Annotated in this window: 20 protein-coding genes; 12 read left to right on the top strand and 8 right to left on the bottom strand. The window is 64.7% G+C overall.

The window, feature by feature from the left end; genetic code table 11:
• The 4 genes from ubiA to BLW56_RS09380 all read right to left on the bottom strand — a co-directional run bounded on the left by ubiA (position 1) and on the right by BLW56_RS09380 (position 4,132).
• Positions 1-909 carry a 4-hydroxybenzoate octaprenyltransferase gene (ubiA, locus tag BLW56_RS09395; RefSeq protein WP_093510252.1) on the bottom strand — a complete coding sequence of 303 codons (909 nt, stop codon included), beginning with the start codon at positions 907-909 and terminating at the stop codon, positions 1-3.
• A gap of 69 nt (positions 910-978) precedes the next feature.
• Entirely contained in the window at positions 979-1,638 is a 660-nt protein-coding gene (locus tag BLW56_RS09390) for a TadE/TadG family type IV pilus assembly protein (RefSeq protein WP_093510251.1), read from the bottom strand.
• Entirely contained in the window at positions 1,635-2,198 is a 564-nt protein-coding gene (locus tag BLW56_RS09385) for a TadE/TadG family type IV pilus assembly protein (protein ID WP_093510250.1), read from the bottom strand. Before BLW56_RS09385 ends, BLW56_RS09390 begins: the two co-directional genes overlap by 4 nt.
• Positions 2,195-4,132: a TadE/TadG family type IV pilus assembly protein gene (locus BLW56_RS09380; protein ID WP_093510249.1), complete on the bottom strand. Its 1,938-nt coding sequence runs from the start codon at positions 4,130-4,132 to the stop codon at positions 2,195-2,197. Before BLW56_RS09380 ends, BLW56_RS09385 begins: the two co-directional genes overlap by 4 nt.
• A gap of 203 nt (positions 4,133-4,335) precedes the next feature.
• Between BLW56_RS09380 and BLW56_RS09375 the strand changes: the two genes are divergently transcribed.
• The 5 genes from BLW56_RS09375 (at position 4,336) to BLW56_RS09355 (ending at position 13,048) form a co-directional block, all read left to right on the top strand.
• Positions 4,336-5,082, top strand: a complete 747-nt coding sequence (locus BLW56_RS09375; protein WP_093510248.1) for a 16S rRNA (uracil(1498)-N(3))-methyltransferase — start codon at positions 4,336-4,338, stop codon at positions 5,080-5,082.
• A gap of 166 nt (positions 5,083-5,248) precedes the next feature.
• Positions 5,249-7,159, top strand: a complete 1,911-nt coding sequence (locus tag BLW56_RS09370; RefSeq protein WP_177175896.1) for a proprotein convertase P-domain-containing protein — start codon at positions 5,249-5,251, stop codon at positions 7,157-7,159.
• Positions 7,159-9,204, top strand: a complete 2,046-nt coding sequence (locus BLW56_RS09365; RefSeq protein ID WP_093510246.1) for a hypothetical protein — start codon at positions 7,159-7,161, stop codon at positions 9,202-9,204. Before BLW56_RS09370 ends, BLW56_RS09365 begins: the two co-directional genes overlap by 1 nt.
• Positions 9,205-9,256: 52 nt before the next feature.
• On the top strand, positions 9,257-10,630 hold the full coding sequence (locus BLW56_RS09360; RefSeq protein WP_093510245.1) for a glutamate--cysteine ligase: 1,374 nt from the start codon (positions 9,257-9,259) through the stop codon (positions 10,628-10,630).
• 156 nt (positions 10,631-10,786) lie between these two features.
• Complete coding sequence (locus tag BLW56_RS09355; protein ID WP_093510244.1) at positions 10,787-13,048, top strand: TonB-dependent receptor; 2,262 nt, start codon at positions 10,787-10,789, stop codon at positions 13,046-13,048.
• Positions 13,049-13,087: 39 nt separating this feature from the next.
• Here BLW56_RS09355 and BLW56_RS09350 read toward each other — a convergent pair whose 3' ends face one another.
• Complete coding sequence (locus BLW56_RS09350) at positions 13,088-14,485, bottom strand: methyltransferase family protein (RefSeq protein WP_093510889.1); 1,398 nt, start codon at positions 14,483-14,485, stop codon at positions 13,088-13,090.
• A 239-nt stretch (positions 14,486-14,724) separates the two neighbouring features.
• Between BLW56_RS09350 and BLW56_RS09345 the strand changes: the two genes are divergently transcribed.
• Together BLW56_RS09345 and BLW56_RS09340 are read left to right on the top strand one after the other, a co-directional pair.
• Positions 14,725-15,936, top strand: a complete 1,212-nt coding sequence (locus BLW56_RS09345) for a M23 family metallopeptidase (RefSeq protein WP_093510243.1) — start codon at positions 14,725-14,727, stop codon at positions 15,934-15,936.
• Position 15,937: 1 nt separating this feature from the next.
• Positions 15,938-16,318: a bactofilin family protein gene (locus BLW56_RS09340; protein ID WP_093510242.1), complete on the top strand. Its 381-nt coding sequence runs from the start codon at positions 15,938-15,940 to the stop codon at positions 16,316-16,318.
• Between the two features lie 36 nt (positions 16,319-16,354).
• Here BLW56_RS09340 and BLW56_RS09335 read toward each other — a convergent pair whose 3' ends face one another.
• From BLW56_RS09335 to BLW56_RS09325, 3 genes are all read right to left on the bottom strand, one after another.
• On the bottom strand, positions 16,355-18,112 hold the full coding sequence (locus BLW56_RS09335) for a sensor domain-containing diguanylate cyclase (protein WP_093510241.1): 1,758 nt from the start codon (positions 18,110-18,112) through the stop codon (positions 16,355-16,357).
• Between the two features lie 62 nt (positions 18,113-18,174).
• Positions 18,175-18,468 (bottom strand): DUF1905 domain-containing protein, encoded by a 294-nt coding sequence (locus BLW56_RS09330; RefSeq protein WP_093510240.1) that lies wholly within the window; start codon positions 18,466-18,468, stop codon positions 18,175-18,177.
• Positions 18,468-19,976, bottom strand: a complete 1,509-nt coding sequence (locus BLW56_RS09325) for a YifB family Mg chelatase-like AAA ATPase (protein WP_093510239.1) — start codon at positions 19,974-19,976, stop codon at positions 18,468-18,470. The genes BLW56_RS09330 and BLW56_RS09325 overlap by 1 nt, the downstream gene beginning before the upstream one ends.
• A 162-nt stretch (positions 19,977-20,138) precedes the next feature.
• Between BLW56_RS09325 and BLW56_RS09320 the strand changes: the two genes are divergently transcribed.
• The 5 genes from BLW56_RS09320 to BLW56_RS09300 all read left to right on the top strand — a co-directional run bounded on the left by BLW56_RS09320 (position 20,139) and on the right by BLW56_RS09300 (position 22,633).
• Positions 20,139-20,789 carry a TetR/AcrR family transcriptional regulator gene (locus BLW56_RS09320; RefSeq protein ID WP_093510888.1) on the top strand — a complete coding sequence of 217 codons (651 nt, stop codon included), beginning with the start codon at positions 20,139-20,141 and terminating at the stop codon, positions 20,787-20,789.
• Positions 20,790-20,861: 72 nt separating this feature from the next.
• On the top strand, positions 20,862-21,299 hold the full coding sequence (locus tag BLW56_RS09315) for a VOC family protein (RefSeq protein WP_093510238.1): 438 nt from the start codon (positions 20,862-20,864) through the stop codon (positions 21,297-21,299).
• A gap of 25 nt (positions 21,300-21,324) precedes the next feature.
• Positions 21,325-21,741, top strand: coding sequence for a DoxX family protein (locus tag BLW56_RS09310; RefSeq protein ID WP_093510237.1), 417 nt, complete (start codon positions 21,325-21,327; stop codon positions 21,739-21,741).
• Positions 21,738-21,956, top strand: a complete 219-nt coding sequence (locus BLW56_RS09305; RefSeq protein WP_093510236.1) for a DUF4287 domain-containing protein — start codon at positions 21,738-21,740, stop codon at positions 21,954-21,956. The genes BLW56_RS09310 and BLW56_RS09305 overlap by 4 nt, the downstream gene beginning before the upstream one ends.
• Before the next feature lie 2 nt (positions 21,957-21,958).
• Entirely contained in the window at positions 21,959-22,633 is a 675-nt protein-coding gene (locus tag BLW56_RS09300) for a glutathione S-transferase family protein (protein WP_093510235.1), read from the top strand.
• Position 22,634: the final 1 nt, after the last annotated feature.

The raw sequence follows: 22,634 nt of genomic DNA, 5'->3' as shown, positions 1-22,634 counted from the left end.
CTAGGGCGCCATTCCCACGACCAGCATCGCGGCAAAGACCAGCAGGCCCGCGAAACGATTGCTGCGGAACTTCGCCAACGCATCCTCGCCATTCGCCGGGTCGAGCGTCACGACCTGCCCCGTCAGATGCACTGCGGCGGGCAACAGCGCGATCAACACCAGCGGATCGGGCCGCACCGCCCACAGCGCCCCGCCCCAGCATCCAAGCGCGACCGCATAGCATAGCGCCACGCCGCCCTTCACATGGCGTCCCATTGCGCGCGCGCTCGATTTCACGCCGATCAGCATATCGTCCTCGATATCCTGCAACGCATAGATGGTGTCATACCCGATCACCCACGCGATACAGCCGACATAGAGCAAGGGCAGCGCAACACCGTCCTGCCCGCCGACGGCAACCCATGCGACGAGGGCGCCCCAGCTGAAGACGAGGCCGAGCCACGCCTGCGGCCACCAGGTGATCCGCTTCATAAAGGGATAACCGGCGACGAGGATCAGGCTGCCAAGCGCGACGATCTGCGCCGGGCGCGGCAATTGCAGCAGCACGAGCAGGCCGACGAGCGACAAGAATAATGTCCACAGCAAGGCGTTGCGCACCGACACCGCCCCGCTCGCGACCGGCCGCGAAGCCGTCCGCGCCACTTTCGCGTCGAGGTCGCGATCGACGATGTCGTTATAGACGCAGCCCGCCCCGCGCATCGCGATCGCGCCGGCGAGCAACCACAGGAACAGCGGCCAGTGGCTGACCGCGCCGCCACCAAGCGCGAGCGCCCAGGCGCACGGCCAATAGAGCAGCCACCAGCCGATCGGCCGGTCGAACCGCGCGAGCAGCGCATAGGGGCGCGCCGCAGAGGGCAACAGCGCGACGAATCCGCTGAGCTGGCTATCGGGAGGATGGGTGGCAGTCATCGATGCGCCGCCGATAGCAGCCCCGATGCCGCGAATAAATGCCCGATCAACGCCGACGCGAATCCGGCGTCAGGTGCAGCTAGCCTTGGTGCCGGGAGCCTTGACCCCCGAAAGGTCGCGCGCTTCGCGAACATTATAGGCGGCGGTCGTGTGGATCGTCCTGTCGCCCAGCACCTTGCCATAGAGAAGCGGCTGATATTCATAGGTGATTTCGACGAACATCACCGCCGTTCCAGCCGCTGCTTTCACTTCGCGACCGACCGGCCCCATGCCCTGGAAATTATTGTCGTTCTTACCGGTGCCTTCGACCCCGAAGGCCGAGGGAACGCGCATGTCGCCAAAGCAGCGCTGCCACTTGATCGTCTGGCCGTTCGTCGCATTGCGCTCGAGGCTCGAGAGAATGATGCGGCCGTTGCTCCGCAGGTTGAGACTGGCGGCCTGCCGTTCGGCACCCGCAAACACCTCGTTGATGTCGACCTCGCGAATCTCCGGCAGCGTCAGATTGCTGCCCGCCGCGATCCGCGCCGCATTATCCGCGGTGTTGAGCGCGAGCTGGCTGATGCGCGTGTGAGTCAGCGTCAGATTGGCGATCTCCAGCCCGCCGAAACCGACGAGCACGAGAAAGGGAATGGCAAAGGCCATTTCGAGTAGCACCGCGGCGCGAACATTGTGCGCCAGCCGGCGCGCCGTAGCACGCGCGCGGCGATGGAGGTTGGACAAGAGGCTCATCCGCATTCCTCCGGTATGACGTCGCCGCCGACCGCGAACGGCTGGTTGCGCAGCAGGGTCGTGGCAGTGAGGGTCTTGGATTGCGGCTGGCCCAGCATCCGCCACACGGGTAGGACGCGGTCGAACTTCATCGACGCCGTATATTGGACGACGTCGTCGGCGCCGCCATTGCCCTGCCGGCCGCCATCCTCCCAGCAATCGATGGGCGAGGGATCCTGCTCATGATTGCCGTTCCGGTCTTCCCAGCGCAGCGGTTTGATATCGCTGAAGTCATCGAAGGTACGCCGGTTGAAGGTCACCGTGGCGTCCTTGAACACCTTCTTCACTTGCGTCTCGACCGCCTCGTCGAGTGCCTGCTGGTCGAGCGAATGCGCCTCGAGCGTCGCGTCGCGACCGGCCTTGGCGACCGCGCCCTGCAGAACCTGCTGCGCGTACATCTGCCAGCAATAGTCGAATATCCCGAGCAGGATGAGCAGGAAGACCGGGGCGGTCAGCGCGAATTCGACCATCGCCGCGCCGCGCTTGTTACGGCGCAGGCGGCGGAAGAGTGCGCGGATCATTGCGACAGCCTCAGCTTGGAAATCTGACGCGCGATCGCCTGGAACTGTTCGTTGAGCTGCTCGGCGTTATCGGCTTCGAAAGCCTGCCCCGACGAGGCGCAGCTGTTCAAATTGGTGTTGGTACCCACACCGAACGACACGACCCAGATGGTGACGCCGCGCGCACGCGCCGCCCGGCACAATTGCACGAAGCGGTTGTTGTGCCGCGCGACGGCATTGTCGTCGCTCGACGCGCCGATGCGCGCCATCGAACGTTCGTGCCCCTGGTGCGACAGGTTGGCGCGCGGCGTAACCATCTCGCCGTCGGTCATGAAGACGATATGACGGCTGACCGGCCGGCCGTTGGCGGGCAGTGCATTTTCGGTGGCGAAAAGACCGGTCGGCGAAATAAACCGCGCACCCCACGCCATGCCGGCGTCATGATAGGTATAGCCCTTGGGCTGCAGCGTCGCGATATAGTCGGTGAAATCGTCGAGATCGTCCGACGTCATCGTGGTCAGATTCTTCGCGGCAGCGGGGCATGCGGCATAATCGCCGCCCATTTCGACAAAATTATTCTTGTCGGCGCTGTCGGAGCTGGAGACCGCCTGCTGATTGCGTGGGAAGGTCACCGCTGGCAGGAACATTTTCCACTGCGTATCGACGGCATCGTCGCCCGAGGTGGTGGGCACCATGTCGATGTCCATGTCATACGCATCCGACGGCGCGGTTTCGTTCGCGGCAAACGGCATTGTCGCACGTTCGATGATGCATCCGCCCCACGACGCCGAATAGGATTGTCCGCTATCAGCCGTATCGGTATCGAGATTGCCCCCGGTCTTCAGCGCGGTGACGTCGAAGTTGCGGTCTTCATAGATATATTTATTGTCGAAGATGTCGCTCTTATAATCGACGGTCGTCGTCACATAGGTACGCGTGAAGCGCACATTCTTGTATTGAAGACGACATTTGCTGGACGACCAGCTATATTGATAGGTGCGATAAACATATTTCTGCACCTGGTTATAGGTGGTCGTCCGCTTGCCGTGACCGTCCTCATAGCGTGCCGTCTGATTGAAGTTCGGCGACCCATCGGGCGATGGCGACGTATCGGCGGGCTTTGCAAACCCTTCACATGTCTTTTTGTCCTTGGCCGTAACCGTGCCGTCGTTCGTCCAACTCGCGTCGGTGGTCTGAGCGCTTTCGACATAATCCGTTCCGGTCGTCGTCTCCGGATTCACATATTTGAACACCGGGGTGCGCGACGGCAGCAGGTCGCTGTTCGCGATCCAGTCTGAATTTTTGGCGATCAGGATCTGGCCGACATTGACCGACGAACTATACGGAACAACGCCGAAGCGCAGGCGGCCATCGCCGATATCGGCGCTGGTCAGCGTGTCGAAAAAGTCGACCGCCGCGGCGCGCAGCGCCACAATCTTGGTCTGCTTGTCGGTGGAGACGGCCTTGCTTGCCATCGATCCGGTGACGTCGAGCACCATCATCACATCGACGTTCGAAATTTCGAGCTTTGCGGTGCAATTGGCCGCCAGGCGGAACTCGTCCTTGCCGAAAATAAACATCAGCGCGGTCGGAAGGATCGCTGATGCGCTCGCTTCGACGTCCGACGCGTTGACCGACCGGCTGGAAAAGCTGATCGCGGTGCTGCCATATTTTTGTTCGGGAAAGTTAAAATTGAACATCTTCGACGCCTCGGCCTTCGCCGCGTCGCTATAGGTTCCGTTCGCCATCGCGCGCCGTCCCGCGAGCACACCCGAGTCGCAGGCCTGCTGCAGGCGCAATTGCGTCATATAGGCGCGGCCGATATCGACCGCCGATCCGACGATGCCGATCACCGGCACGATCGCGGCGGCAGTCAGCATGAAAGCGTTGCCGCGCTGGTCGCGCAAAAGCTTTGTGGTGCCGAGCCGCAGCCGGCTGAATACGGTCCCTCGCATGGCCTAAACCCCTCTTCGACCGGCGACGCCCCCCACTAGATGGCCCGCTGGTATCCTCGCACCTAGGGGGGAACTGCTTACCAAAAGGCTAATCGGGGGCGGGGAGACCGGTCCGGATCGGCCTTTTTGACCCGTATCGGGACAAGGAGCTGCGGCTCGCGGCAAAAGATGCACAAAATATCGCCTTCTGTTATCGGCCGCATATGCCCGCGACTCCTGCCTGGCCGCCTGCCAGTACGCCCCGCCTGTTCGTCGATGTGCCGCTGGGCCCCGATGCCGCCCCCGTGATCGACGGCGCCGCGGCGCATTATCTGCTCAACGTCATGCGACTGAGGGCCGGCGACCCGATCCTCCTTTTCGACAATGTCAGCGGCGAATGGCTCGCGGTGGTGGCCGATGCTGCGAAACGCACGCTCACGCTGCGTGTCGAGCGACAGACGAAGACGATCGAGCGCGTTCCCGACCTCTGGCTGTGCTTTGCCCCGGTCAAAAAGGCGCGGCTCGACTGGATCATCGAAAAGGCGACCGAACTCGGTATCGCCCGCCTGCAGCCTGTCATCACCGAACGCACGATCGTCGAGCGCGTCAAGCGCGAACGGCTCGAGGCGCAGATCGTCGAGGCGTGCGAACAATGCGGGCGCACCGCGCTGCCCACGCTCGCCGAGCCCGTCAAATTGCCCCAGCTCCTGAAAGACTGGCCGACGGAGCGCGGCCTGCTGTTCGCCGACGAGGCCGGCGGCGTTTCGCTAGCCAAGGTCGACGCGCCCGGCCCCGCCGCGATCCTGACCGGCCCCGAGGGCGGCTTTACCGAAAGAGAGCGCGACATGCTGATCGCGCACGCCGCCGTCCACCGGATCGCACTCGGCCCGCGCATCCTGCGCGCCGAAACCGCCGCCATCGCCGCGATCGGCGTGTGGATGGCGCAGCATGGCGACTGGCCGGCCGAATAGCAGACACGCCGATTCTGTCCCGCCGCCGAACAGAATTGATGCCAAGTTACCGATTTTAACCGGATATTAGCTATGGGCGGGCCATAGCGGCGCCATGCAACGGCGGGACCAGAGCCGATACCGCTGGCGTGGGGGCCAGTGTTTGCAGTCTGTGCGAGTATGTCTCATGCTCGTTTGGCTGGCGTTGACGCTTGCCAGCAATCCCGCCGCCGCACAGACCACAACCAATTACAGCAGCACGGCCACCGGCACGATCAACGAAACCGCGGCCACCTGCACCGCTCCGATGGTGCGAAGCTTCACCGTCGCCGCCAATGCGCAGGTCACCGACGTCAATATCGGGGTGCAATTCACGCACACATATCGCGGCGACGTGCGCGCGACGCTGGTGTCGCCCGCCGGGACGGTGGTCAACCTGATCACCAATGTCGGCACGTCCGCGGACAATCTGAACGTGCTGTTCGACGACAGTGCCGCCGCAAGCATTTCGACCCACACAAGCAACGACAACACCGCTGCCGCCCCGCCCTATCAGCGGACATTCCGCCCCGAGGGTTCGCTTGCCAGCTTCAACGGCCAGGGGTCGGCCGGGACGTGGCAGCTGACCATCTGCGATTCGCTGAACGGCGACAGCGGCAATTTCACGCGCACCGACCTGACGCTCACCACCGTTCCGATCACGCCGTCGGCCGACCTGTCGCTGACCAAGTCGGTGAGCAACGCATCGCCCGCGTCGGGCGCCAGCATCAATTATATATTGAGCGTGACCAACGCGAGTGGCTCGGCGCTGACCGCGACCGGCGTGATGGTACAGGACTTACTGCCCGCGGGGTTCGCCTTCACCGGCGCCTCGGGGTTCGGCAGCTACAACAGCGCGACCGGCGTGTGGACGGTCGGCAGCATCCCACCGGGGACGACGCGAACGCTGACGATCACCGGCACCGTCACAGCGACCGCGGGGGCGAGCATCACCAATGTCGCCGAGGTCAGCGCCTCGTCGGCGTTCGACTTCGATTCGACCGCCGGCAATGGCGCCGCGGGCGAGGATGATTATGACAGCGCGACCTTCACCGTATCCGGCGCGCGCGTAGCGGGCACCCCGCCGACGCTCGTCTGTCCGGTCGGAACGACGATCCACGACTGGGACAATGTCAGCTGGCCGGCCGGAACCACCAGCGGCAGCCAGTCGCTGACCGCGATCGGCACGACGAGCTTCAACATCGCGATCAGCGGCGGGGCCTTTCTCAGCAACGCAACCTATGGCGGCCAGTCGCCGACGCGGCAGAATGTCGTGACCGGCGGGATCTCGCCGGCACAATATTCGATTTTCCAGCTCGTCGATTTCACCAGTCAGACGGGGACCGTCACCTCGACGATCACGCTGCCGACGGCGGTGCCGGGCGCGCAGTTCCGGCTGCTCGACGTCGATTACAACGCCGCGCAGTTCGCCGATCGCGTCACGGTCACCGGAACATATAACGGGTCGACCGTCTATCCGGTCCTGACCAATGGCGTGGCCAATTATATCATCGGGAACAGCGCCTATGGCGATGTCCTGTCCGCCGACACCAGCGCCGACGGCACGGTCATCGTGACCTTTTCGACCCCGGTCGACACTATCAGGATCGAATATGGCAGCCACAGCCTCGCCCCCGCCAACCCCGGCCAGCAGGGCATGGCGATCCACGACATCACATTCTGCCGCCCCACGACCAATCTGACGGTCGCCAAGACCAGCAGCGTCGTCGGCGACCCCTTCAACGGCACCACCGATCCAAAGGCGATCCCGGGGGCGACGATGCGCTATTGCATCCTCGTCACCAACAATGGCAGCGGCACCGCGACGGGTATCGCGATCGCCGACGCCCTGCCCGCGAACACGACCTTTGTTCCGGGCTCGCTGCGTAGCGGCACCAGTTGCGCGGGCGCGACGACGATCGAGGATGATAATGCGATCGGTGCCGACGAAAGCGATCCCTTCGGCGCATCGATCGCGGGCACGACCATCGCCGCCACGACGTCGACACTGACGCCAGCGGCGGCAATGGCGATCGCGTTCGACGTGACGGTCAATTGATGCGCGTTCGTCCGGGCCATCTCGCGCAGCTTTGCGCGCTCGCCGTCGCCGCGTCGCTCGCGATCGCCCCGCCGGCCGCGGCGCAGCGCGTCATCGTGAACCCGTCGTTCGAATCGAACGATCCGCAGGGGCCCGGCGCCGCGAATTACGAGATTTATTCGAACGGATCGGTCACCGGCTGGGATTCGGCGTCAGGCGAGATCGAGCTGTGGGACACAGGCTTTCAAGGCGTGCCCGCCTATGCCGGGTCGGTCTTCGCCGAAATGAACGCGAACGTCCCCGGCGCGCTGTACCAGAATATCTGCATGGTGAGCGGCGAATCGATCGGCTGGACCTTCGCGCACCGCGCGCGCTCGGGCGGCGCGGCGACGCAGACCGCGCGTTTCCAGATCGCCAGCAGCACCGGGACGCTGATCCAGAATCTCGCGACACAGGCCTCAACGATCAACAATGTCTGGAACGTCAACACCGGCACCGCCACCTATAGCGGCGCATCGGGCGTGCAGCGCGTCCAGTTCATCACGGCCGACGCGGGCAGCTACGGCAATTTTCTTGATGACATCCGCATCACGCTCAACCCCTTCGTCGAGCTGTCGACGGCCAGCGCATCGGGGGTCGAATCGATCGCGACCGCCAATCTGCCGACGCTGACCGTGAACGGGACATTGTTCACTGCGCGGACGGTCAATGTCAGCATCACGGGCGGTACCGCAACGCGCGGCACCGACTATACGACGCCGGGCGGCGGGGCGAATTTCACCGTCACCATCCCCGCCGGCTCCTATCAGAACACCGCGATACCGCTGGGCATCCAGATCATCGACGACACCGCGACCGAGGGCAGCGAGACAATCCAGATCGCGCTGGCGGGCGGCACCGGCTACACCGTATCGAGCACGACAAGCTGCGGCGGCGCGGCGCGCACGGCCAGCACCTATACGATCACCGACAATGACTCGCCCGTCGTCCTCGCCAAAAACTGGTCGAACGCGATTACGGGTGACGCCGTCGGCCTCTCGATCGCCGGCGGCCTCCTCCCGACCGCCGGATCGTCGACCGTCGGCGGTACGGCGACCAACGCGACCGCGGTCGCGACCCCCGGCAGCACGCTGACGCTGACCGAAACCTATTCGGCGGGCGCGGCGGCGAACTACAACAGCAATCTCGAATGCCGCCGCAACAGCGACAACGCCGTCATCGCGACCTCGGGCAGCGGGCTCAGCCGCACCGTCGTCATGCCGTCGGGCACCTCGCTGACCTGCACATGGACGAACAGCCGCAAGTCGGCGACGCTCGTGGTGCGCAAGACTTGGGTCAACGCGCAGATCGCCAACGCCGTCACCGTTGCGACAAGCGGGCTTATCAACAATGCCAGCCTCGCCTCGGTCGCGAACAGCGCGAACGAGACCGACACCAATGCCGCGGTCACCGTCTATGCCGCCGAGAGCGCGGCCCTCAGCGAGAGCTTCACCGTCGGCAACGCCGCCAACTATGCGCAAGCGCTCGCCTGCACCGGCAATTCGGCCGCACTCGCGGGCAATGTGCTGACCGTCGCGCCCGCCGATACGGCGATCGTCTGCACCTTCACCAACACCTATATCGTGCCGCTTTCGATCGCGAAAACCTCGCTCGCCTATAGCGACCCGGTGAACGGCCTTACCAACCCCAAGCTGATCCCCGGCAGCTTCGCCAACTACAGCCTGACGGTCACCGCCCCATCGGGCACCGCCCCGACGACGGGCAGCCTGATCGTTACCGATGCGATCCCCGCGAACCTCGACCTGTTCGTCGGCACTTACGCGCCCGGTCCCGGACCAATCCTCTTCGCGCCGGGGGGAAGCGGACTGACCTATGGCTTTACCAGCCTCTCGAGCAGTGCCGACGATCTCGAATTTTCGAACAATGGCGGCGCCAGCTGGACCTACGCCCCCACCGCCGACGCCGATGGCGTCGATGCCGCCATCACCCATGTCCGTGTCCGGCCGAAGGGCGCGATGACCCCCGGATCGAGCTTCACGATCAACCTGCGCGCACGCGTCAAATAGGGCGCTATCAACAGCCGATTGCTTTCTGTACCGAACCGTATAATGGCGCGATATGAGCACGCGCACCGCCTCGGACAGCAACGATCCCATCGTCGAAAGCCGCGACCAGCTCGCCGGCCCCATGATCCAGGGCGAAAAGCCCAAGGACCGCTGGCGCATCGGCACCGAGCATGAGAAATTCGTCTATCGCACCGCCGACCATCGTGCACCCTCCTATGACGAGCCCGGCGGCATCCACGACCTGTTGATGGCGCTCACCCGCTTCGGCTGGGAACCGGTGATCGAGGGCGGCAAGGTGATTGCTTTGGCCGGCAGCGACGGCACCGTCAGCCTTGAACCTGCGGGCCAGCTCGAACTGTCGGGCGCGCCGCTCGAAAACCTCCACCAGACCTGCGCCGAAACCGGCCGGCACCTCAAACAGGTGAAAGAAGTCGGCGCCGAACTTGGCCTCGGCTTCCTCGGGCTCGGCATGTGGCCTGACAAGACGCGCGCCGAACTGCCGATCATGCCCAAGGGCCGCTACAAGATCATGCTTGAGCATATGCCGCGCGTCGGCACGATGGGCCTCGACATGATGCTGCGCACCTGCACGATCCAGACCAACCTCGACTATTCGTCCGAGGCCGACATGGTGCAGAAATTCCGCGTATCGCTCGCGCTGCAGCCGCTCGCGACCGCGCTCTTCGCCTCCTCGCCGTTCACCGAGGGCAAGCCGAACGGCTATATGTCGTACCGCAGCCATATCTGGACCGACACCGACCCCGCACGCACCGGCATGTTGCCTTTCGTGTTCGAAGATGGGTTCGGTTACGAACGCTATGTCGACTATATGCTCGACGTCCCGATGTATTTCGTCTTCCGCGACGGCAAATATATCGATGCCGCGGGCCAGAGCTTCCGCGACTTCCTGAAGGGCGAACTGCCCGCGCTACCCGGCGAGAAGCCGCGCCTCTCCGACTGGAACGACCATCTTTCGACCGCTTTCCCCGAAGTGCGTTTGAAGAGCTTCCTCGAAATGCGCGGCGCCGACGGCGGCCCGTGGAACCGCATCTGCGCGCTCCCTGCCCTGTGGGTCGGCCTTCTTTACGATCAGGGCGCGCTCGACGCCGCCTGGGATCTGGTCAAGGGCTGGAGCATCGAGGAGCAACAGACGCTCCGCGACGCCGTCCCCAGCGAAGGTCTCGACGCCCCCGCCCCCGGCGGCGGCACCGTGGGCGAACTCGCACACCGCGTCCTCGACATCGCGGCCGCGGGTCTTGCCGCGCGCGGCGAAGTCAATTCGATGGGCGACAATGAGGTCGGCTTCCTCGAACCGCTGCGCCGTATCGCCAAGACCGGCAAGTCGCCCGCACACGACCTGCTCGACCTTTATGAAGGTGCATGGGGCGGCGACCTTTCGAAGATCTACGACGAACTCAGTTTCTGACGGGCCACGCGCCGCAAAAGTGCAGCAAATGCGCAACACTGCTGACATGAACGTCGGCGGTGTGCGCTTCGGCGATTGATTGCGCGCGCGCGGAAAGCCAAAGAGCCTTTGGTTTTTCCGCTCTCCCATCATCAACTCTGTTTCAGGAAGCTCGCCATGCGCCACTTTCCTTCCACTATTGCTATAAGCATTGCCCTCGCCACGTCGGCCTGGGCCGCCCCCGCCGCAGCGCAGGACACCGCACCCGTCGCTGAAGACAGCGGCCTCGGCGACATCGTTGTTACCGCGCAGCGCCGCGAAGAAAGCCTGCAGGACGTGCCGGTCGCCGTCTCGGTGCTGTCGGGCAATACGCTCGATGCGATCACCTCGACTGGCTCGGACGTTCGCGTGCTTGCGGGCCGCGTCCCCAGCCTGAACATCGAAAGCTCGTTCGGCCGTACCTTCCCGCGCTTTTATATCCGCGGGCTCGGCAACACCGACTTCGATCTCAATGCTTCGCAGCCGGTCAGCCTCGTCTATGACGACGTCGTCCTCGAAAACCCGATCCTCAAGGGCTTCCCGATCTTCGATCTCGACCGCGTCGAAGTCCTCCGCGGGCCCCAAGGCACCCTGTTCGGCCGCAACACGCCGGCGGGCATCGTCAAGTTCGACACCGTCAAGCCCGGCAAGACCGGCGGCTATGCGCGCGCCAGCTATGGTCGCTATGGCACGACGCAGGTTGAGGTTGCGGCGGGTGCCGCCGACGACAATGGCTTCTCGGTCCGCCTCTCGACCCTCTTCCAGCATCGCGACAATTGGGTCGACAATATCGCGACGACCAAGAGCAAGGATCTCGGCGGCTATGACGACATCGCCGCTCGCCTCCAGCTCCAGTATGAAAATGGCCCCTTCACCGGCCGCGTGACCGGGCAGGTCCGCATCTATGACGGTTCGGCGATCATCTTCCGCGCCAATACACAGCTTCCGGGCAGCAACAAGCTCGTCGGCCTCGGCGGTGCGGGCACCAAGTTCAAGCGCGACGAAGTCTATCAGGACGGGCTGAACTTCCAGAAGCTCAACACCTATAACGCCGGGCTGAACCTCGAATATGATTTCGGGCCGGTGACCGCTTACTCGATCACCTCCTATTGGAACGGCAATTTCCGCAGCCGCGGCGATATCGACGGTGGCTTCGGCAACCAGTTCGCGCCCGTTAGTGGGCCGGGCCTAATTCCGTTCTCGGCGCAGAGCCAGGACAATGTCCCCAGCCTCGACCAGTTCACGCAGGAAATCCGCATCGCGTCGAACAACAACGGCGGGCTCGGTTACCAGTTCGGCGCCTTCTACTTCGACGAAAAGCTCGACATTTCGAGCTTCGAGTTCGGCGGCCCGACCGACGCGACCCCGTCGGCGATCGCGATCCAGCGTCAGGATAGCGAAGCTTACGGCCTCTTCGGCTCGGTCAACTACGAGTTCGACAATGGCTTCAAACTGCAGGCCGGCGCGCGCTACAACCATGACACGCGTAATTTCGTCGCGTCGCGCCCTGTCGAAACGCGCCCGATCTTCGTCGTCGATCCGAACACGCCGGTCCCCCCACAGGCCGCCAAGGTCAAGGGCAAGCTGCTGACGTGGGACGCCAGCGCGACCTATGAGGCGTCGGACGCAGTGACGCTCTATGCCCGCGTCGCGCGAGGCTATCGCGCGCCTTCGGTGCAGGGCCGCCTGACCTTCTCGCGCGTCATCTCGACCGCCGATCAGGAAGAGACGATGTCGTATGAAGCGGGGATCAAGACCAACTTCCTCGACAACCGCGTCCGTTTCAACCTGACCGGCTATTTCTTCGACACCAAGGATCTCCAACTCACCGCAGTCGGCGGCACGTCGAACGTCGCGAGCCTGCTCAATGTCGACGCCAAGGGCCATGGCATCGAAGCCGAACTGCAGGCAGCGCCGGCGAAGGGCCTGACCTTCTCGATCGGCGGTGCGTGGAACGTCGCCAAGATCGACGATGCCAACGCCTTTGTCGCAGGCTGCGGCTCGGCGACGCCTTGCACCGTGCTCGACCCCGCACGTCCGGGCAGCCCGGGGATCTTCTCGATCGACGGCAACCAGCTGCCGCAGTCGCCGAAGTTCACGCTCAACTGGACCGCAGGCTATGAAGTCCCCGTCGGCGACGGCGCCATCTATGCCTTCACCGACTGGTATTACCGCTCGAAGATCCAGTTCTTCCTCTACCGCTCGGTCGAATTTTCGGACGACAAGCTGCTCGAGGGCGGTGTTCGCCTCGGTTATAAGACCGACCGCTTCGACTTTGCGGGCTTCGTGCGCAACATCACCAACGACGCGTCGCCGACCGGCGGCATCGATTTCAACAATCTGACCAGCTACGTCAACGAACCCCGCATCTACGGGATCGAAGCGAGCGTCAAATTCTGATGCAAATCTGGCCGCGCGGGGACATGTTCCCCGCGCGGATCAGGCCACCGGCCCGACGCGCTCGTCGGGTTCGAGGCGGATCAGCGGGCGCCTTCGTCCGCTGAGTTTCGCAAAGAAGCGCGGAACCAGCGCATGGTCCTGCGCCCAGTTCCAGTAAGCGACATAGGCCGGATCCGCGAGGAGATGCTTTTCCTCGGTCTTCGCGCGCCAGTAATAGACGCCGCTGACCAGCCCCAGCAGGATGACGTTGCGCGCCGCTTCGACCCAGCCGCCCGCGGTGACGAGGAACGGCAGCGAGCCGACCCACCAGCTCATATTCTTCGAAATATAGGCCGGATGGCGCGTATATTTATACGGGCCATGCGTAATCACGCCGCGGTGCGTCAGGTTCGAAAAGCGGATGCCGAACGCCATCGTCGCCCAGCTGTAGACCGCGGTGAGCAGCACCAGCACAATACCCCAGGCGATCAGCAGGCCCTCATCTCCCTGCAACCAATAGCCCCAGTCGGATCCATTAACCTGATAGTCGAGCGGGCCACCGTTCATCAGGATGAAGGGCGGGTAGCAGACGAGCGCGGCGACCCACGCCATGCCATAGGGATTGGCGGTACGGATATGCGCGTCGAGCGGTTTCAACGTCAGGATATAGCCGACCGTCGCGATATGGACGTCGACCAGATAGAGGAAATTGATCGCCCAGATGCCGGTCATATAGGGGTTGGCGAGCACCTCGCTCATCGGCACCGTCACCAGCGACGAGAAATTCCCCGGCACGATCGACAGCATGAAGGCGGTGAAAAACCCCTTCACCGCCCAGGCGCGCAGGTGATGGCCGATCGCACGGCCGTCGACCGGTTGCCCCGGCGCAATCAGCCAGCGGCCGAATTGCCAGCAGCCGTCGCGCGGTTCGATCATGCGGCGGTCGAGCCACAGCATATAGGCTACCGACGCGAGCAGCAGCCATGGCGCGACCGTCTCGAGAAGATTCATCGAAAAGGCGTAATTGCCCTCCCAATAATAGCGCATCGTCGCATAGATCAGCGCGATCAGCCCCCATGTCGCCCACATTCCGGCGAGCTTGGTCAGGCTGATGTCGAGCGTCTCGCGCCACGGACGGCGCAGTTCCCAGTCGATTCCGGTCGACGGATTGCGGTGTACCTTGTCGACGAAGACCGACCACAGCACCATCGGCAATCCGCACGCGAGCACGCTCGCAATCGCCGAATTGGGGCCGTTCATGGCGCCGCGATTGCCCCAGTCGATACCAAGGAACGCCGCGATGTCGGGCGCGAAACGCGCGATAAGCAAATAGCTCACCAGACCCGCGAGGCCGACGATGCCGACGCCCGCGCTCACCGCCGAACGCGGCCGCGCGCCCACCGGCGCGGACGGGGTGCTTGCCGATTCGGAGGCAGCGGAACGAGCAGATTCGGCCATGATATTCACCGCTTAACCCTACCCAAAATTGGTAAGCAAGCCGTCAATATAATCGGCCGATTCGCCCGCGATTTCCTACCAAAATGGCATTGTTCGCACCCTTTGACACCGTTCACCGCGCGATGGTTTCGACTCGGCTCGACTCCTGCCCCAAAGATTCGCTCCGGTGAACGCTGCCTGATAAGGCGCGCATCAATCGGGGCGGAGGGCTCCAATAAAACACAAGATGGGGTCGCCACTTGTCATCGAAAACAACGGGTCTGCGCCAGTTGCGCCAGCGCGTTTCTGCGCTGTTTCAGGACCATGAAATCTTCGTTCGCACGCACGGTCATGTCCGGTTCCTGCGCGTCAGCGCCGTGTGGCAAAAGCGCGTCGCGCTGATCGCCGGCGCGGTTCTGCTGGCGTGGGCGGCGGTCACGCTCGCCATATTGATCAACCAGTTGCTCAAGGCCGACGAACGCGCAGCGGTCGCGGCGCAGCAGGCCGAAGCAAGCGCCGCCGAGGCCCGCATCGCCAAATATCGCGACAATGTCGCCGAAACCGCCGCCGACCTCGAAGACCGGCAGGAACAGCTCGAAGAATGGTCGAAAGTTCATTTCGGCGTCGAGCCCGCGGCCGTGACGCCCGAGGCCGGCACCGAAGCGGCTGCCCCGGCCGCCGAAAAGGCGCCGCTCAAGACCAGTGCGCTGATCGACCCAAACCTGCCGCCCGAAGCGCAGATCCTTGCCCGCCTCGAAGCGCGGCAAGAAGATTTCGCCAACCGCCTGTTGACCGCGGTCAACGAACGCGCGGCCAAGGCCGAAGGCGCCGTCGCCAAGCTGGGCATGAACCCGGCGGCACTGATCCGCAACGCCGCGGCGGGCCGCGGTGGTCCGTTCATTCCCTATCGCGGAGCCAAGGGCCGCGCGAGCTCGCTGGGCAAATCCTTCGCCGCGCTCGAAAGCGCGCTGTTCCGCATGGAGGTGCTCGAACGCACGCTCGTCGCGATCCCGTCGGGCCAGCCCGCGAACGTGCTGATGCTCTCGTCGAGCTTCGGCTATCGCAGCGACCCCTTCACCGGCGCCGGCGCGATGCATTCGGGGCTCGACTTCCCCGGACCGATGGGCACCCCGATCCTCGCCGCCGCCCCCGGCCGCGTCGTCTATGTCGGGCAGAAGTCGGGATACGGCAATGTCGTCGAGGTCGATCACGGCCAGGGCATATTGACCCGCTACGCCCACTTGTCGGGCTTTACGTCCAAGGTCGGTGCGCAGGTCGCCGCCGGCGAGCAGATCGCCAAAATGGGCTCGACCGGCCGTTCGACCGGCAGCCACCTGCATTTCGAAGTCCGTTTGAATGGCGTCGCGGTCAACCCGCGCCGCTTCCTGGAGGCCAAAGCCGATGTTCTCGAAGTCAAAGACGACGCCCGACAGCGAGTCGGTTCCGTCGCTGCCGTCCGCGGTGCCCGCTAAGATGGCGACCGGTTCGCGTCACACGACCTTTTCGATCCTCGGATCGGATGTCGTCGTCACCGGCAATGTGTCGGCCAGCGTCGACCTGCATGTCGACGGCAAGATCGACGGCGACCTGAAATGCGCCAACCTCGTCCAGGGCGAAGCGAGCGAGATCAAGGGTTCGGTCATCGCCGAAACCGCGAAGATAGCAGGCCTGCTCGACGGCGCGATCGAGGCGAAAACGCTGATCGTCCACGCAACCGCGCGGATCACCGGCGACGTCACCTATGAAAACATCACGATCGAAAATGGCGGCAAGGTCGAAGGCAAGCTGAGCCACCGCCGCCATGGCGCCGCCGCGGCGAAAGCCCCGCCGCCGCTCGAAGTCGTCTCCAACTAAGCCGGCTTGTGATCGGGCCGCGGTCGCGCGGCCCCTTCAATTCGATATGGCGACCTCGCGGCCCGCCGCGCGCTCCGGCGCGTCATAATGCCGCTGGACCACGACTTTGTTGCGTCCGCCGCGCTTGGCATCATAGAGCGCCTCGTCGGCAAGCCGGTATAATTGCTGGAAATCGCACGCTGGCCGAACCTCGGCCACGCCGACGCTGGCGGTGACTGGCCGGTCGCCAACCGTCTCACTATGATCGCACGCGGCAATCCCGCGCCGGACACTCTCGGCGAAGCGGCCGAGGATGATCCCTTCCATCCCGATCGTCAGCAGCCCGAACTCCTCGCCGCCGAGCCGCGCGACGGTACACATCGCGCCTTCCCAGCGTTCGATCCGGCGCGCGATGCCGCACAGCACGACGTCGCCCGAATCATGGCCATAGATATCGTTGATCGACTTGAAGCGATCGATGTCGACGAGCAGCAGGGCTGCCGGCAGATTATCCGCCCGCGCGCGATCGAGTAGCGGCGTCACACTCTCGACGAAACCACGGCGGTTGGGCAGGCCGGTGAGCGGATCGCGCCGCGCGAGCTGCTGCGCCTGCGCTTCGGCGCTGCGCGCATGGTCGCGTTCGATCCTGAGATGCGCAAGCCGGCGCGTCGCTGCCGCCGCGAGCCACAGCGCCTGCCAGGTCGCCGCCGCAAGGACCAGCAGCTTCGACCCGCCGCCCCAGAAACCATTCTCGACGTCGACGATATGGATGATCGCGAGCACCGCCATCGGCAGCCCCCACGCCGCCAGGAAGTCCCGAGCCTCGACCGAACCGCGCCGCCACGCCCAGCCGACATAGGCCGTCACCGCCAGCAGATCGGCGATGATCACCAGTCCCAGGATGTCCGCGAGCGGCCCGAGGCTTTCGCCGCGGATCAGCGCCAGCGGAATGCCCGCTATCCCGACACCCAAACCGCAGACGAGCGCCGCGGTGCGAAGCCATTTCGGCGCCCTGCCGCGATCGACGGCGGTCGCTGCGCTGATCGTCGCAAGCGCGATGGCGAGACACGACAGAAAGGTACAGATCTGGGTCGTCACCGTCCCCGCCAGCCCCGGTATCAGCGCCAGATGAATTTGCGACCAGAGCGCGCCCCAAAGCAGCATCGTGCCCGACCAGGCCGCCTGCCAGGCCAGATACTGGCGACGCACCGCAAAGGCGAGCGACAGGCTGTAGATGCAGCTCACAAGCAACAGGGTGAGCGCCGCGCCGGCCGCCGCGGCCATGCCGGCCGCCTGCATTCCCGCCTCGGCTTTCGGGATGATCCGCGCCCGGACGAACCGATGGCTCGACAGGCCGTCGAATCGCATGGTCACCGCGGTCAACGCCGCACCGCGTTCGGGCGCTTCGAACAATATCTGTCCGCCGGTGCGCCAATGGGCACCGTAATCGCCCGCCCGCACCTGCTGCCAGCGCGTTGTGCCATCGGCATAGGAAAAGGCCACGGCAAGCCGATCGAAGCGCGATTGGTGGACCATCAGGGCGGCATCGCCCCGCGCCGCGTCCGCGCCGCCGATCGGCGCGCGAAGCCAGAGGCTTGCCTGCTGATATCCCGCCGGACTTCCGCTGCACGAAAAGCGAAGCGTGGGGAGTGCGGTGTCGGACGCGGCAAGCCCGCTTTGCGCGTGGCACAGGTCGCGGTCGACATCGAGGATCGCTGCGGCAGCCGGCAGCGCCCACAGCCCAAGCACGAGCAGGGCGAAGCCCATCCCGAGCCGGCCGCACAGGTGCGCCAGAAGATTGCCCGCCGCGATCATCCCTACCCCATCGCATCAATATGTTCGAAAATCTTTACCACCATGGCGAGATTCGCGCGAGCCTAGGCGCGGCCGACCCGCATGCGGACCGCGATCCGGTCGCCGACGCCAACCTGCTCCGACTTCTGGACCGCGACCTTCACCGGCAGCAAATAGCCGCCCTCGCGCGGGAACAGCGAGGTCGCAAACAGCGTGTCGCCGATCGTCGCCACCACCGGCACGACGCCCCAGCCATAGCTTTCGGTCATCGCCGCATAGCGGATGGCACCGATATGTTCGTCCGGGACCGGCGCAAAGAGGAAGGGCGCGGGACCCCGCCATTCGATGATGACGGTTTCAAAGACAAGCTCGTCCATCAGTTCCTCGGCGCCTGCCGCCGATAGCTGAGCGCCTCGGCGATGTGGATGCGTCCGATGTCGTCGCTGCCCGCCAGATCGGCGATGGTGCGCGCGACGCGCAGGATCCGCGTATAGCCGCGCGCCGACAGCCGCATCGCTTCGGCCGCCTGTGCCAGCAGCTTGCGTCCCGCATCGTCGGGCGTCGCGACCGCTTCGATCAATTCGCCGTCGATTTCGGCATTGGTCCGCGCCTTGTGCGCCGCATAGCGCGCGGTCTGCACATCGCGCGCCGCCGCGACACGCGACGCGACCTCCGCGCTGCCCTCGGCGGGCGGCGGCAGGACGAGGTCGGCGGCGCTCACCGCCTGTACCTCGACATGCAGGTCGATACGATCAAGCAAGGGCCCCGAGAGCTTCGCCTGATAGTCGGCGGCGCAGCGCGGTGCGCGGCTGCACGCGAGCGCCGGGTCGCCGAGATGGCCGCAGCGGCACGGGTTCATCGCCGCCACCAACTGCACGCGCGCGGGGAAGGTCACATGCGCATTGGCGCGCGCAACGCTGACCTCGCCCGTTTCGAGCGGCTGGCGCAGCGAATCGAGCACCCCGCGCTGGAATTCGGGCAATTCGTCGAGGAACAGGACCCCCAGATGCGCGAGGCTAACCTCGCCCGGCCGTACGCGCAGCCCGCCGCCGACGAGCGCGGGCATCGACGCCGAATGATGCGGGCTGCGAAACGGGCGCGCGCGGATCAGGCGGCCGCCTTCGAGATGTCCGGCAACCGACGCGATCATCGACACTTCGAGCGCTTCGGCAGGGGTGAGGTCGGGCAGGATGCCGGGCATGCACGCCGCCATCAGCGACTTGCCCGCCCCCGGCGGCCCCGACATCATCAGATTATGCGCCCCCGCCGCGGCGATTTCGAGCGCACGCTTCGCGGTCTCCTGCCCCTTTACCTGACGGAGATCCACGGTGCGCTCGGGCACTTCGATCTCGCCCGGCACCGGCGGCGCGAGCGGCGCATTGCCCCTGAAATGATTGAGCAGCGAGAGAAGGTCGGGCGCGCCGAGCACCTCGACATTGCCCGCCCATGCGGCCTCCGGCCCCTGCGCCGCAGGACAGATCAGCCCGAGCCCGGCGCTTCCGGCATGGATGGCAGCGAGCAGCACCCCCGGCGACGCCGCGACGCGCCCGTCGAGGCCGAGTTCGCCGACGACGACGTAGGAGGCGAGTGTTTCGGCATCGATCACCCCCATCGCGCCGAGCAAAGCGAGCGCGATCGGCAGGTCGTAATGCGAGCCTTCCTTGGGCAGGTCGGCGGGCGACAGGTTGACGGTGATGACCTTGGGCGGCAGCGACAGGCCGATCGCGGCGATCGCGGCGCGGACGCGCTCCCGACTTTCGCCGACCGCCTTGTCGGGCAGGCCGACGACGACGAAGCGCGGCACGCCGGGCGTGACCTGGCACTGCACCTCGACGCCGCGCGCCTCGATGCCGAGATAGGCCGTGGTTGAAACGACTGCGACCATATTCCCCCCGGAACTGCGCCGATGTGCCCCCTTTGTTCCAAACCCTCTTTAGGCGAAGTGGCGGGAAGGTCGAGTCTTTTTCGGATGTTGGCGAAAGTGCCGCGCAGCATCGGGTCCGAGCCGGATTTGACAACATACCAACTAGTCGGTATGTTGATTCGCATGAACCAGATACCAGCCTCTCCGAACAGCAGCAGCACGGCCCGGGCTCCGCGGGGTAGCGCGCGGGCGAAACTGATCGCGGCGGCGCATGCGACGGTGCGCAAGCAGGGCTATTCGGCGACCACCGTCGACCAGATCTGCGCGTCGGCGGGCGTGACCAAGGGCGCGTTCTTCCACCATTTCGCGTCGAAGGAAGATCTGGCGATCGCGGCGGCCGAAGGCTGGACCGAGCGCGCGCGGCCGATGTTCGAACTGGCGCCGCATGTGAAGCTGGACGATCCGCTCGACCGCCTGCTCGGCCATATCGATTTCCGCCTGTCGATGCTCGACGGACCCACCGAGGATTACACCTGCTTCGTCGGCACGATGGTGCAGGAAGCCTATGCGACCAACGACCGTATCCGCGCTGCGTGCGAGGCGAGCATCAACGCCTATTGCCAGGCGCTCGCTCCCGACATCCAGGCGGCGATGGATGTTTACGGCGTGCCCGAAGACATCACCGCGCTCGGCCTTGCGCAGCATGTCCAGTCGGTACTGCAGGGCGCCTTCGTCCTGGCCAAAACGACGAACGATCCGGCGATTGCGCGCGGCACCGTCACCCATCTGAAGCGTTATGTGCGGATGCTGTTCGGCGCGGGAAACGCGCCATGATGTGGCGCGTAATTGCCGCCGCGCACCGTGTACGCTGACAACAAAAATCCAACACCCCCAAGGAGAGAGTAGATGCCCCAGATGATTTTCGTGAACCTGCCCGTCACCGACCTCGACAAATCGAAGGCTTTTTACGAGGCCGTCGGCGCGGCGAACAACCCCGCCTTCACCGACGACACCGCCGCCTGCATGGTCGTCGAGGAAGGATCGATCCACGTCATGCTGCTGACGCATGAAAAATGGGCGACCTTCACCTCGAAGAAAATCCCCGACGCGCACACGACCGCGCAGGTCCTGCTCTGCGTATCGGCCGAGAGCCGCGATGCGGTCGACGCCCAGGTCGACAAGGCGGTCAAGGCGGGCGGCAAGGCCGACCCGACCCCGACGCAGGAATATGGCGACTTCATGTACGGCCGCAGCTTCGAGGATCCCGACGGCCATATCTGGGAAGTGATGTGGATGGACCCGACCGCGATCCCCGCCGACGCGCCCGCCGAAGCCAGCGCATAAAGTCGATACGGGAGGAGGAAGAGAAATGACCGATGCTATCCCCCCCAAGGGTCAGTTGATCGCAGGCCATGTTTTAAGCGGCCTTGTGATCCTCTTCCTCCTCTTCGATGCCGGGCTGAAGCTGATCGCGCCGCAAATCGCGATTATGCATAGCCCGCCCGGCCTCGGATGGCCGCTCGACGGCCCGACGATGTATATGCTCGGCACGCTGCTGCTCATCCCGACCTTGCTTTACATCTGGCCGCGCACCGCGATCCTCGGCGCGATCCTGATCACCGGCTATCTTGGCGGCGCGATCGGTACGCATGTGCGGATCGGCAGTCCGTTGTTCAGTCACAGCCTGTTCGGTGTGTACCTCGGCGTGATGCTGTGGGGCGGCCTGTGGCTGCGCGATCCCCGCGTTCGTGCGCTGATCCCGCTGCGCGCAGGAGCGGGCGCATGAGCTTTCAGGCCTATCTCGACAATGTCGAAACCAAGACCGGCAAATCGGCCGAACAATTGAAGAGCATCGCGATCGACAAGGGCCTCGCCGACGAAAGTGGCCTCGCCCCCGGCGTCAAAGCCACCTCGATCGTAGACTGGCTGAAGAGCGACTTCGATCTGGGCCACGGCCACGCGATGTCGATCGTCGCCTACATCAAAGGGAAGAGGAACTAGACATGCCCGTAAACCCCGACAGCAAACTCGAAGTCACCGCCTTCGACTGGGTTCCCGATTTCGCGCGTGGTTTCGTCCGCGACCTGCGTCCGCGCTGGGCGTGCGAGGAAATCGGACTCGATTATGCCGAGCATCTGATCAGCGCGATCAACCGTCCGGCCGACCATTTCCTGTTCCAGCCATGGGGTCAGGTGCCGGTGCTCAACGACGGCGGTATCCGCCTGTTCGAAAGCGGCGCGATCCTGCTCCACCTCGCAGAGAAGGACGCGCGACTGATGCCCCGCGATCCGCAGCAGCGCGCGAACACGCTCGCTTGGCTGTTCGCCGCCTATAACAGCGTCGAGCCGATGCTGTTCGAGCTGGGCAATGTCGATATTTTCTCGGCCGAAGAGGAATGGGCGAAGCTCCGCCGCCCGAGCCTGATTGAGTTCATCCAAGGCCGGCTCGGCCGCCTGAACGATGCGATCGGTGACAAAGACTATCTGACGGGTGAGTTCACCGTCGCCGACATCGCGATGGCGACCGTGCTGCGCGAAGCCGTCGAAGCCGGGCTGATCGCCGAACAGCCGCGGTTGCAGGCCTATCTCGATCGCTGCCTCGCCCGCCCCGCCTTCCAGCGCGCGATGGACGCGCAGCTGGCCGCCTTCAGCGAAGAAGCGGGACCGCCCGCCGCCTGAA

It is taken from the genome of Sphingopyxis sp. YR583 (assembly GCF_900108295.1).
Taxonomy (GTDB): domain Bacteria; phylum Pseudomonadota; class Alphaproteobacteria; order Sphingomonadales; family Sphingomonadaceae; genus Sphingopyxis.
The sequence above is the reverse complement of the archived record's forward strand: the minus strand, read 5'-3'. Positions and strand labels throughout refer to the sequence as shown.